The 13,361-nt window shown below is 34.4% G+C and carries 11 protein-coding genes; all 11 read left to right on the top strand.

Annotation, left to right across the window (positions count from 1 at the left end):
* Nucleotides 1-19: 19 nt before the first annotated feature.
* The 11 genes from OO013_RS16315 (at nucleotide 20) to OO013_RS16265 (ending at nucleotide 13,359) form a co-directional block, all read left to right on the top strand.
* Nucleotides 20-3,664, top strand: coding sequence for an ABC transporter permease/M1 family aminopeptidase (locus tag OO013_RS16315; protein ID WP_266058028.1), 3,645 nt, complete (start codon nucleotides 20-22; stop codon nucleotides 3,662-3,664).
* A 367-nt stretch (nucleotides 3,665-4,031) separates the two neighbouring features.
* On the top strand, nucleotides 4,032-4,439 hold the full coding sequence (locus tag OO013_RS16310; protein ID WP_266058027.1) for a hypothetical protein: 408 nt from the start codon (nucleotides 4,032-4,034) through the stop codon (nucleotides 4,437-4,439).
* Nucleotides 4,440-5,078: 639 nt separating this feature from the next.
* Nucleotides 5,079-6,359, top strand: coding sequence for a S41 family peptidase (locus OO013_RS16305; RefSeq protein ID WP_266058026.1), 1,281 nt, complete (start codon nucleotides 5,079-5,081; stop codon nucleotides 6,357-6,359).
* Nucleotides 6,360-6,383: 24 nt separating this feature from the next.
* Complete coding sequence (locus OO013_RS16300; RefSeq protein ID WP_266058025.1) at nucleotides 6,384-6,728, top strand: hypothetical protein; 345 nt, start codon at nucleotides 6,384-6,386, stop codon at nucleotides 6,726-6,728.
* Nucleotides 6,729-6,823: 95 nt separating this feature from the next.
* Nucleotides 6,824-7,717 (top strand): TolB-like translocation protein, encoded by an 894-nt coding sequence (locus tag OO013_RS16295; protein ID WP_266058023.1) that lies wholly within the window; start codon nucleotides 6,824-6,826, stop codon nucleotides 7,715-7,717.
* A gap of 82 nt (nucleotides 7,718-7,799) precedes the next feature.
* Nucleotides 7,800-8,639 carry a LytR/AlgR family response regulator transcription factor gene (locus tag OO013_RS16290; RefSeq protein WP_266058022.1) on the top strand — a complete coding sequence of 280 codons (840 nt, stop codon included), beginning with the start codon at nucleotides 7,800-7,802 and terminating at the stop codon, nucleotides 8,637-8,639.
* Between the two features lie 159 nt (nucleotides 8,640-8,798).
* A complete protein-coding gene (locus tag OO013_RS16285; protein WP_266058020.1) occupies nucleotides 8,799-9,242 on the top strand; it encodes a DoxX family protein in 444 nt (147 codons plus the stop codon).
* A gap of 16 nt (nucleotides 9,243-9,258) precedes the next feature.
* The gene (locus OO013_RS16280) at nucleotides 9,259-9,879 is read left to right on the top strand and encodes a dioxygenase family protein (protein ID WP_266058019.1); all 621 of its coding nucleotides are present in this window, start codon (nucleotides 9,259-9,261) and stop codon (nucleotides 9,877-9,879) included.
* A 449-nt stretch (nucleotides 9,880-10,328) separates the two neighbouring features.
* Nucleotides 10,329-11,075: a DUF6090 family protein gene (locus OO013_RS16275; RefSeq protein ID WP_266058018.1), complete on the top strand. Its 747-nt coding sequence runs from the start codon at nucleotides 10,329-10,331 to the stop codon at nucleotides 11,073-11,075.
* Nucleotides 11,076-11,421: 346 nt separating this feature from the next.
* Complete coding sequence (locus OO013_RS16270) at nucleotides 11,422-12,417, top strand: leucine-rich repeat domain-containing protein (protein ID WP_266058017.1); 996 nt, start codon at nucleotides 11,422-11,424, stop codon at nucleotides 12,415-12,417.
* Nucleotides 12,418-12,753: 336 nt separating this feature from the next.
* On the top strand, nucleotides 12,754-13,359 hold the full coding sequence (locus OO013_RS16265) for a 2,4'-dihydroxyacetophenone dioxygenase family protein (RefSeq protein WP_266058016.1): 606 nt from the start codon (nucleotides 12,754-12,756) through the stop codon (nucleotides 13,357-13,359).
* Nucleotides 13,360-13,361: the final 2 nt, after the last annotated feature.

Below are 13,361 nucleotides of genomic sequence, written 5' to 3'. Positions count from 1 at the left end.
GAACCAAAACTTTAAACTCATGTTCTGGAATATTTTCACCTTTGAACTAAAGTACAGGTTCACCAGACCTGCTACTTATATTTATTTTAGTCTTTTAGCATTTGTTGCATTTTTATTGATCGCCTCCGGAAACACTCCGGCTTCTGAAAAAGTGTTTCACAATGCACCGGTAATGATTGCCGAATTACAATTGCTTATTTCCCTGTTTGCTATCTTTTTAGCTTCTGCAGTAATGGGAGTTCCGTTATACAGGGACTTAGAGCATAAAACCGGCACCTTTATGTTTAGCTATCCGATTTCTGAAAGTGCTTATTTTATGGGTCGCTTCTGGGGGTCTTTTGTCACCCTGATTTTCATTTCGTTAGGTGTGGCAGCAGGTATATACCTGGGAAGCATAATTGGCCCGGCTACAGGCTGGACTGAGGCCGCTAGATTTGGCCCCAATACCTTTATTAATTATTTCCAGCCTTATTTCACTATGATGCTTCCTAACCTCTGGTTATCAGGAACATTATTCTTTGCTTTGATCGTTTTCACAAGAAACATTAAATCAATCTATTCAGGCGGTATAATTGTCTTTATAGTCTATTTGTTAGCAAATTTTTTATCACAGGATATAGAAAACAAAGACCTGGTCCAGATACTAGATCCCTTCGGACTTAACTCATTTAATTACCAGACCAGGTACCTGACAGCTTATGAACAAAACAACTTCCTTTTAGCCGTTAAAGGCAATTTATTAGCTAACAGATTACTGTGGACGGGTGTTGGAATCTTGTTTTTTGTAGCCGCTTACTTCAGGTTCAGTTTTGCTTATTTCTTTCAAACGAAACAAAAAAAATCAAAGCAAAAAGAAGCTTCTAAATTTACCGCCCTTAAAGAGCGTTTAGTAGGTGTGAGCTTTAAAGGCAATTACCACTGGAACAGTCTGATTACGCTCAGTAAAATAGAAGTTCAAAATATATTGAAGGATGTATATTTCAGATCAATTCTATTGGGAGGGTTAGTGTTCCTGGTTATTGACTTTTGGATCGGACAAACCCTGTACAGTGTGCCTTCGCATCCGGTTACTTCCGTTTTAATGGAATACAAAGGCTTTGATTATAATATATTTGTCTTTATCATTCTGGTATTCTTTACAGGAGAAACTCTTCATCGGGATAAAACGACAGGCTACAGTAAAATTAATGATACCTTCCCGGTAAAAGACGGTGTTATTATCGGGTCTAAATTCCTGGGGATGTCATTCGTAGCACTAATATTAGCCACTTTACCTATCCTGGTCGGGCTTGCTGTACAAACGCTTAAAGGATATCATGAATATCACTTATCGACTTACCTTATAGACTGTTATCTCATTACTTTCCCGGACTATCTTCAAATGATTATGCTGGTATTTGCAGTTCACCTGTTAGTCAATAATAAATTTGCCGGGCATGCAACAAGTATTGGTATATGGTTGATTTTTATCGTATTGAGACAATTCGCTAATTACGATTTCAACCTGTTTTTCTACTCATACAAACCAAATTACAGGTGGTCTGAGATGAATGGATTAGGCCATTTTGGTGAACCACTTTTCTGGTTCAATATCTACTGGACCCTTTTCGGCATCTCTCTAGTCTTATTCTTTTCTATTTTCTACAGCAGGGGAACAGAAAATAATTTTAAAAAGAGAATACAGAATGCAAAGAGCAGACTCTTCAGTAAGTGGACTGTTGTTAGTTATTTCTCATTCATTTTAGCCCTGGTTGTTGGCGCTTATATATACAACAATGTTGTGTATGTAAACACTTATTTAACAAACGATGAAAGCCTGGAAAGACAAGCTCATTATGAGAAACAGCTCAAGCAATATGAGTTTATGCCTCAACCGAAAATTATCGATATCAAATTAGCCGCTGATCTGTTCCCGAAGAAAAGAGCAGCATATTTTGATGCACAGGTTACGATGGTCAATAAAACAGACTCCCCTATTGATTCTCTTCACCTTGCCGGAAGCTCATTGTCTTCTTTTGATTTAATTTTTGAAGGCAAAGAATTGAATTATAGATTCCCTTTAAACTATAAAGCACCAAAATTCCAGATTTTCGGTAAAGGAAAAGAAAACGAATGGTATAAAATATATAAAATGCCTTTCACCTTACAACCCGGCGATACCATTCAAATGCAAATAAAAAGTTCTATTGTGAACAAAGGTTTTGCTAATAGTGGATTTAGCAGGGAGATAGTTTATAATGGTACTTTTATCGGTGGCGGACTACCGGAAATAGGCTATAACAGTCGGGGAGAAATTAGTAGTGATGAAAAAAGAAGAGAATACGACCTGCCGGAAAAAGACTATGAGTTACCGCCTCATGATGATCCGTATGGCAGAAGAACACTCCTATTTGCCGATGAGGCTGATTTAATTAGTTTCGAAGCAACAGTCAGTACATCTTCGGATCAAATTGCTATTGCCCCTGGATATATTCAGAAAGAATGGACAGAAGGCGATCGAAGGTATTTCCATTATATTCAGGATACCCCAATCCAGGCATTTTTCAATATTGTTTCTGCCGATTATGAGGTTCATAAAGATGAAGCTACCTTACCTGATGGTCAGAAAGTAGCAATAGAAATTTATTACCACGATAAGCACGACTATAATCTTGATCGATTCAAGGCTGCCTATAAAGATGGATTAACCTATTTCTCAGAAACTTATGGTAATTTTCAGTTCAGACAAATGAGATTACTCGAGTTTCCTCGATATGCAGGTTTTGCACAATCATTTCCTAACACCGTTCCATTCTCAGAGAGTTTTGGATGGCTGGCAGATTTCGATGATCCGAACAGCTTTGATTATACTTACTATGTCACTGCTCATGAATTGGCGCATCAATGGTGGGGGCATCAGATCACACCTAATTACACCAGGGGATCCAACTTAATTTCTGAGGCGTTAGCTGAATATTCGGCGTTAGTACTTACCGAGCGAAAATATGGTAAAGACAATATGAAGCGCTTTCTAAAAGATGAGTTAGACGACTACTTAAGAGGCAGATCCGGTGAAAGTAAAAAGGAAAACACCTTTATCAATTGCAACAGGTCTTACCAGTGGTATAAGAAAGGAAGTTTGATATTGTATGGTTTGAGAGATTTGATCGGTCCTGAAGCTATTGATAGTGCGCTGAAAGAGTTTAGAGATGAATTCGCGCTGAGAGAAGAACCTCCTTATCCGGGCAGTTCAGATCTATTCAGATATTTAAAGAAACACACCCCGGATAGCCTACAGTATTATTTAGATGATACCTGGAATAAAATTACTTTATACGAAAATAAAACAAATGAAGCGACAGCTGAATTACTGGCTGACAGCACTTATAAAGTAACGTTGAATGTTTCTTCTTCTAAATTGTATGCAGATAGTCTGGGTATGGAAACAGCGGCCAATTATGAAGCCGACTATATTGATGTTGGTGTATTTGCTGCAGATGAAACAGATGAAAATGGAAGAACCAAAACAGTTCCATTGTACTTGAAAAAACATAAGCTTGCAGCGGGTGAGCATACTATTGAAATCATAGTAAAAGAAAAACCAGTTAAAGCCGGTATAGACCCGTTAAATAAATTGATAGACAGAATTCCTGACGATAATACCCAAAGTGTATCGTTAGATTAAAATAAAAGAGGCAGCAAACAAGCTGCCTCTTTTGTTTTTTACCATGATTACCTAAAACTGATATTGATTTATTGGGTTCTGGAGAAGAGTTTACAAATAACTTTCCACTGATACGCCTTGCAATTAGTAAAACGCTTGACTTAGTTCTTTTCTTTCTTTCTACCCAATAGATCATTATCCGATGACAAACGTTTACTAAAGGGTGCTTATAAAAAGGAAGTTTGAATCTGGGCTTAAATAAGCTATTGTCAGATTTTAGCAAAAGATTTATCAACATACTAGCATAACACTATATAAGGAATAAGACCAATAGCGTCGCGCTTATTACTTCGTTCTGTGTAATTTAAACCTGCATCAACCCAAAAGAATGATTAAGAAACTCATATCTATCGGCATTATACTAATAACTGTACTCAGTTGTTCAGATGAAAAAACATTCGACCTTAAAATTGAAAACAAAACTGAATTCGATATTGACAGTTTGAAATTCGGATGCGGATTTGAAAAAAAATCAATTGAAATTCAGTCTTCTGAAAGCGAATCAGCAGAATTAGTCTATAAACAATCTCCATTGAAATATCTAGTTTCAAAAACTTTTAAAGAGCCTGAGTTATGTATTACCATTTTAAAGTATTCTGACTCATCTAATAATTATACTAATTCTATTGGAAGTGTTTTCGGAATGAATCTAATCAATAATGAAAGTCTCACTAGAATAGAAATATCATCTGAAAAAGATGATAAACATCGATTTAAAATCAGAATCCTTAATTAATAAAAACTACAAAAATCAAAAGCTGTGGCCACCATTTTGTTTTTCAGTTGTAGCTACTATCTTTCGGGATAAGTTATGCGTTTTTTGCAGCTGTAGGTTTCAGCGGACAAATAGTCTTGACGTTGTAAACAAAGAAAAATATGATGATTCAGACCACAAAAAAAGATCACCTATTCAAAGTTTATGGAGGTGTGCTGGTTCTAATTTTTCTCATTTTAGGATTTATAGAATATAGAAAGATAGTTCTTCCTTCTACTAATTTTGAGCTTAGCGAAAGATATATTGATTATTCTATATTGCTATATTTAAGTACCTGGATAATTTATTCCTTACTTTTTTTGGCAGGGATTTTCACTCTATTCAAATCAAAAAAGGCATACCATTTTTTATTGATATTTAGTTTATCAGCATTATTAGAAATATACTTAAATGAGACTTTTTATATAGTCAAAAGCATTGATGGGTTTCCTAAGTATATTCTCCTGAGTATATCAATAGTATCTTTAATCGTGTTAAGCTTACGTTTTCTCCAAACGAAAAGAATAAATTTAAGTATTATTTTTCTTAGCATCATTCTCGCTATCACGATTGTCTATTTACCTAATGCCTTGATTACATTTTATTTCTAATCGACCGCTGATGAAAATATTTAACGGAATTAAAGCTTTGTCATCGATATTAATCCTATTCGCATTTTTGGGCTGTCAGGAAAAAAAGGAGTTGCCGCCAAAAATGACGATTGCAAATTGGGAAGATGATATTGAATACCTTTTTAATACTCTGGAAACAAAACATATAAATCTTTATCACAGTACACCAAAAAATATAGTCCGGCAAAAAGTAAATAGTTTAATAAAAGAACTACCCAATCTTTCTGATGATGAAATTTTTATACGCCTTTCAAAAATAATAAGATCGTTAGATGATAGTCATACGGGTATATGGGCACAATCAGAATTTTATGACTCTTATCCTTTGGATTTTTTTGTTTTTAGTGACAATGAAATAAGGGTATTAAAAGCTCCGAAACAGCATCCGGAACTTTTGGGTGCTAAACTAATTAGTATAGACAACACTCCGCTCTATGAGATCACCAGCGAAGTACTTCTAGTAATTCAATGTGCAGACAATTGGCATTCCGAAAGAGAAAGATTGGCAAGATATCTGAAATATTCCAGGATCTTGAAATGCCTGGGGATCGCAAAACTTAAATACAAAGCCAGCTTTGAGTTTTTGTTAGAAGATGGCACTCAAAAAATTGTGGAATTAGATGCTCTTCCAAATACAGAATATCTTAGCTCGCTAGGAAAATCTATCGTGTTAGAAAGCCCTTTCCAATTTGAAAACTCATTGATCGGAACATCCTATTTATGGTATCAGCCAAAAGAGGAACTCAAAACAGCTTATATATATTTTGCAGGTTATCCCAATTCATTGAAAATGAAGCGATTTGCTGTTGCAATATCGAGAGATATTATTCAAAGAGATATCAAAAATATCATTATTGATGTCAGGGATAATGGCGGGGGTGATTTTTATGTAGGCTTAGAACTGGTCAAGATATTATCGTTTATAGATCAAATTGACTGGCAAAAAGGGGTTTACGTAATAACTGGAAGAACAACTTACTCAGCAGGAATGAGCAATACTGCTCATTTTAAAGAATTGCTGAATGCAAAAATCATTGGAGAACCCACAGGGGCAAACCCAAATGATTATCAGGATGCAGAAACATTTCAATTACCAAATTCAAAATTACAAATACAGTTTTCTAAACGGTATTACAGATTTCAAGATACAGTTTCTAACGGGATTCATCCGGATGTTCATATCAAACCAAATTGGGAAAAGCTTAAAAAAGGAATTGATCAAAATTTACAATGGATTTTAGAAGATATTAAACTAAATAAAGAAAAGTAATCATCCATCTTCCAAGAAACTATAATGAAAAAGAAGAACCCCCTGTTATGTACGTCCTTTTGGCGAGATGATAACTTAATTGTAAAAAATGTTTCTGATTTCCTTCTAACCAATGATATCCTAAATTCATTTCTCTATTTGAGTATGGCCGATAAGGAAAATAAAAAAATGAAAAACGGATTCAACGAAATGATAGAAGTCCTGAGTGAAAATGAAAAAAGGCAGTTAGTTTGGTCTTCAGACTACACCAAAAAAGCTGAACACTCTGATAATGCCGAAATATCAGCTTCTATCGGACTTAAAAAATGGTCAGATTACTTAATAAAGCGGGTGTCAACAATAAATATAATACAGCTTACAATAGTATAGCTTCTTTCAGAGGTTCTATCTACTTTTGTTTGGCCGGACAGTGAAGCAGCTTAGAATGTTGCACTGTCTACAACCAAACCGCAGACATTAGTAAGATGAAGAGATTACCAATTTTTATAATTTTAGTTACAGTTTTTATGAGTTGTAGTGAAAACGAAAAATCCGGAAAAATGAAATACCTGGTTGATGAAATACCAACTAATATTCCAATTGAATTTAAAAATGACATTGTTCCTGAAAATAAGTTAATACACAAAGGAATATTTTCACCGGATTTAGAAGAATACTACTATACAATATCAGATCCATCATTTGAAAAATTCGATATTTATGTAATCAAAAAGGAAGATGATAAGTGGTCAAATCCCCGAAAGGCATTTTTCAATAGTAACTATAGTGAACATGGAATGTGTTTCTCACCGGAAGGAAACACTCTCTATTTTAGTTCAACCAGGCCAGTAGAAGTATCTGAAGTATCACAAACATGGCATATATGGAAGTCTGAAAAGGTCGAAGGAAAATGGAGTGAACCAACTTATGTAGATATTCCTAATTTGAGAGATAAATTAGTTTCCCATCCTACCCTTTCAAATTCCGGAACCCTGTATTTTCACTCGGGTAATTTAGATTACAGTGAAATGGACATATATCGTTCCAGGAAAATAAATAATGAGTTTAAAGCAGCAGAAAGAGTCCCTATTGATATGAATACCGAGGCTGCAAAGTGTACGCCATTCATTTCACCACAGGAAGATTACATGATTTTTGCTTCAATTGGAGATCAACTGGACTTAATGATAAGTTTCAATGATGGGAATGGACATTGGATAAATACGCGGAAACTGAACAATAAAATAAATGATTTTGGACAGGGAAACCCGTATGTAACTCCTGATAATAAGTTTCTTTTCTTTACGACTGGCAGGCCTGAGGATAAAGCATGGAAAATAAAATGGGTTAATATCCAGTCTGAATTAAAAATAAACTAATGCCAATAAGGCGTACATAAAAAATCCCCGTGCAAAATTGTATCCTTTGAGAAAGGTTAGTTTATTACTATAAATTTTTGCTATGAAAGGCATTCTTAATTCCTTAACGTCTGTAAACTTTTTCTCACTACCAGAGAACCAGACTAAAAATAAAAGAATACTTTATTGGCTTACAATTACAGTTACACTGTTTGCATTTCTGGAGTTTAGCCAGGATTTTATCGAGTCATTTCTTAATAACAGTCATTTCTCTATAATACAGTCCTTATCGTATAAGTTATTTTGGTTTGTATTTATACCTTTTATCTTCTTGTTTTTGCGCTTGCAGAATAAATATCAGTTGAATAAGAGTAGAAAAAAGGTTTTACTAACCATTCCCCTATTAATTATCGTAATCACCTTATTTCACTTATTAGTTTTCTCACTATTACTCTACTTTATTTCATTTACAGTATATGACAAACCCTGGCCTTTAACTCTATTATTAACTCAAAAGCTATCGACCCGCCTCTATTTAGGGCTTTCGTTCTACATTATCTTCTCTTTCATTTATTATTATTTTGACCAAAAAGTTATAAAAAATGAAGACCAAAAAAGTAATCTAAAAACTTTTCCTATTAAATGTGGAAGTAAAACAACCCTTTTAGATACTCAAAAAATATATTGGATTGTTTCAGATGGCCCATACTTAGAAGTAAACACTCCGGAAAATAAACATGTAATACTTGGCAGCCTCAAGAATATTATTAAATCTCTGCCTGGAAATTTTAGCCGCATACATAAATCTACCATTGTAAATACTGACCAAATAGTAAGTTCAAAATCACGAGGTAATGGCGATTATGATTTGGTCTTAAAATGCGGGAAAACTGTTCGTCTTAGTCGGAACTATGCTAAGCCTTTAAAAGATATTCTGCATTAGTCATCAGGTTATGAGATAAACTCCTCAGGTTATAAATTACTGCTCTCTTATTCTATTCCTGCTCATTACATTTAGCGTTAGAAAAATCAATTAAGATTTTGTGACTGCACGTTCTTCTCCATAAGTCGTGCTCGTAACAATTAAATTTCGCTAGATATTATGTTTAAAAAGTATTTAACAATACTTCTGAAATCTTCAGAAAATAAGATTGTAGGCATAGGACTTCTCTTGCTCAGAACAGGTATCTCCACATTAATGGTTTACCTACATGGCTGGCCTAAACTAAAGAGTTATTCGGAGAGTCAAAGCAGCTTTCCAGAGCTCATTGGATTAGGGTCTGAAACGGGCTTATTACTCGCTATTTTTGCTGAGGCCATTTGCTCAATTCTTCTGTCCCTCGGCTTGCTCACAAGAATCGCGGTGATCCCACTTTCTTTCACTATGGTTGTTGCCGCTTTTATATTTAATGCTGATCAAGAATTCATTGTTAAAGAGAAAGGAATAATATACCTGATAGTATATCTCTTCTTTTTAATTACGGGAGCTGGAAAGTACTCGGCAGATCAAATCCTGTTACAAAAAATAAATTCAATAAAACAATAACCAAACAACAACAATTATGAAACCATCTTTAATCACCATTTCTCTTATGGTTCTACTCAACAACATTATCCTGGCACAAGACAAACAAGTTGGAGGACCCTGTCAAGACTGTGAGGCATTATTTGATTATCGCCTTTTATCCTTTCAACCTAATGAATTTGATTCATTACCTGGTTTTGAGAAAAATACACCTAAGATTAAAATAACTGGAAAAGTATTTAAGAAAGACGGAAAAACTCCGGCTGACAATGTTATTCTATATATTTATCATGTTGACAGAAATGGAATTTATAAACCGGGTAGCAATCCGATAGGATGGGAAAAACGTCATGGTCAGTATAGAGGATGGCTAAAGACGAATAAAAACGGGGAGTACACCTTTTACACCTTCAGACCTGCGGCGTATCCCAAAGTTCAGGAACCTGAACATATTCATATCTATGTTAAGGAGCCAAATACCACGCCATACTATATCGACAATATTCTTTTTGAGAGCGATCCAATTCTGACAAAAGAAATTAACCGTACTCGGAAAAACCGGGGAGGCTCCGGAATTGTAAAGCTTGAAATGAAAAATGGAATTTGGACAGCAAGAAGAGATATAATACTCGGATTGAATATTCCAGGCTATGATTAGTATCGATGCTCCTGTTTCATACAGTAAACTCACATTTAGTACTATTGCCTATCCTCACCCATCTAATACCCATTGGTAAACGATTATAAACGGATATAAAGCTTTCCGATTACAGTTGGTTACAAACGTTTACTAACGGGTATTAATAAATAAAAACGCCTATTTTTTTTCTGCTCGACAAACCAGTCGGTCGAAGTTATATTCCCCTTAATAGTTACATCAACCTTATAAGTTCGAAGCTCAAAATATTCTAATTATGGAAGTTCACACCAATTTCCTGAATTGCTAATAAGTGCTAAACCACCTGAATACTCAAAGCCTGTGCATTGGCAATAGCACAAATCTTATAGTGAAAAGATTGTAATGCACAGGTTTAAATTTTCATTATATTGTAATGACCATGCATAAAATGGTATATAAATAATCACAAAATTAAATCGCTAACATCAGTGCTTTTCTTCTTCAAAAAAATCCGAAACAAATTAATTCGTAATAATCAAATTAGAAAATATCTATTATATGCAGTAGGTGAGATTATTTTGGTAGTTGCAGGAATTCTTATTGCGCTAGGTGTTAATGATTGGTCTGCCGATCAAAAAAAATCAAAAACTGAAATAGAAGTATTAAAATCAATAAAATCCGGACTTGAAGAAGATCGAAAAGACCTGATTTTCAACGCCAATGACCTGAAAAAAAGAATCCAATACTCTGAAAATATCCTTGAGGCTATTGAGAATCAAACTTCTTATGATTCGCTTTACTATCAACTTGGACGCGTATCAATCAATACCTCATTTTTACATTCAACCAGTGCTTTTGAAACTTTAAAGGCAAATGGTATTACTCTGATTACTAACGAAAAATTGAGAGATGCGATAATAAGCGTCTATGATTCTAATTATGATTTTTTTATCGAAGAAGAAAAAAACATAAACAAGTACACCAGGTATGGCATTGATTTTATCTACCCTACCAGAATTGAGGAATACTTAAAGATTAATGAGGCAACTAACCAATTCATTGCAAAACCTGTAAATCTGGAGCTTCTAAAATCTGATCAGGAATTTCTGTATTATTTCAAAACCCACAAAAATAGATTAATTATCCTTTTAAGAATTTTTAATGCTCGACTTCTAATACAAATCGATGAATTAATTGAAGCGATAGAAGTAGAAATCAAACGTCTGGAATCTTAAGAAATACCACTATCAAAGTAATCATACAAGCAAAGAAAACAATTTCCAGTATCACCTAAACCTTTCCCATTGGTTACAAACTTTAACTAATGAGTATTTTAAAAACAAAGTTTGAAATTGAGCTGAAAACCAAAAACAAGATTTAATCATTACTTCTCAAATCGAATAAATCAAGTACACACTACCTTCAACTGATCAAAAAACAGTTTATCCTCATTCAAAAAAAATCACTTCTGATAAAAATATCATTACTTAAAGTAATAGACAATTATATTTGAACTGGAATTATATTTTATTTTTCAGCAATTAGTTACTAGCAAATACATTTGAAGAAATATTTAAAAAAATGGGAATATTTACCAGAAAAGAGAAATGGAAAAATTACAGCGGGAGCATAAATATCCTATCTGATCTAAAGAAATCTGATATTCCAAAAATTATTGCTGAAGATAATATTCACTCCATTCAGTTATATCAATTTCGAAATCCAAAAAAGAAAACCTGGGAAACGCTTAACCTGTTATTTGAAAAACATCCCGATATCAGACTGCGGGTGTTGTGGTATGATAATACCGATTTATCCTTCTATAAAGAAATACCTAACCTGAGGAAATTCACAATCGCTTCATACAATACTTCGGACTACTCTCCTCTGCTAAGTAATACCAAACTAACCCATTTCGGAATTGAGGAAACGAAATCAAAATCAGTTGATCTTTCATTCATCAGGGAATTTAAAGACTTAGAGTCGCTTTATGTAGATGGAATGAAAAAAGGACTGGAGAATGTCCGGCACTTAAAAAACCTTAAAAAACTGACTTTCAGAGGCATTAAAATGGATAATCTGGATATTTTATCCAATTCAGATGATCTCGAAGAACTTAATTTGCTTTTTGGAAGTTATAAAAGCCTCGACTCAGTGGCTAAATTAAAGCAATTAAAATCATTAGAATTAAGCCGTGTGAGGCAAATACCGGATTTTGATTTTTTAAACTCACTCGAAAACCTGCAGAAAATCGAATTTGAAGGGATGTCAAAAATGGAGGAAATTCCTGATTTATCTAATTTGAAAAAATTAAAAGGAATTCATCTTCACAATAACTTAAGACTTAAAAACATCATGTCAGTTGGAGAAATTCCCAACCTGAAACTTCTTCATTTAACATTTGCAGAAAATCAAAAAGCCTCGGAACGTAAAAACCTGATTGAGCAATCAGTAGATATCTTAATGAAATCAAAATCTATTGAATACTCAAACATCATGCAATGGACGGATGAAGAAACCACTGAAAAACTAATTGAAAAAGGGGTTAACCATTGGAACCGGGGTATTGAAATATAGTCTAGGTACAGTTGGCGCTAAACCCAACACATTACAACCTCGTTGTCAGGCGTTTAAGTCATTCTCGAAAAACAGGTTTTTTCCGGTCTATAATTTTTATCGGATGAGGAAGGTTCTTTCTTATTACAATTCAAGGTCATTTTCTCAACGAAACAAACCAATTCAATGGATTATAAATAATTATGAATTTAATCGGTAAAGTAGTATATTCTATAATGTTCTAAATCCCAATGGCTTAAAAAAGATTTCACAAATACCAGGCTTCAATTAGTTGTATTAGTGTTAGTTCATTTCTGCCATATATTACCTGTTCACAAATAATATAACCCACATAGTATGGACAGAAGAAAATTCATTGTCGGAACAGCAGCACTTGCTCTCATATCCCGCTTCTCAACAGCAGCAGATCAGAAATTGTATGACGATTTCCTGGCTAATCCCCATTCGAATCATCACTATGAAAAGGGTGATAAATTAAAGGCTTTAGCACATGCCACGCACATCGGAGAAAATGACCTTCCCTTTATTGAAGTCGGCCCGGGTATGAAATTAAAATTACTAATGGTAGACCTCGCTAATGGACTTTGGGTGACCCGCATATTATTTGAGCCGGGTGCAGAAGTCAATAAGCATTACCATACCGGACCAGTATTAGCCTTTACTGTTTCCGGAGAATGGTATTACAAGGAATACCCGAAAGACCGAAATAAAAGGGGTTCTTTCCTCTATGAACCGGCCCATTCGCTGCATACTTTAACAGTACCGGTTACAAATAAAGAAGTGACGGAAGTCTGCTTTTCCGTCGTTGGCTCCAACCTTAATGTTGATGAAAATGATGAAGTAGAGAGTGTTACAGATGCAAATTCGGTACTCGAAGCCTATAAACAATTATGTGGTGAGCAAAAGATATCTTCTGATAAACTCCTGATACACGGAGTGTAATT

The sequence above is a fragment of the Mangrovivirga halotolerans genome, from assembly GCF_026241165.1.
Lineage (GTDB): Bacteria > Bacteroidota > Bacteroidia > Cytophagales > Cyclobacteriaceae > Mangrovivirga > Mangrovivirga halotolerans.
This window is presented reverse-complemented; position numbering and strand designations above follow the sequence as displayed.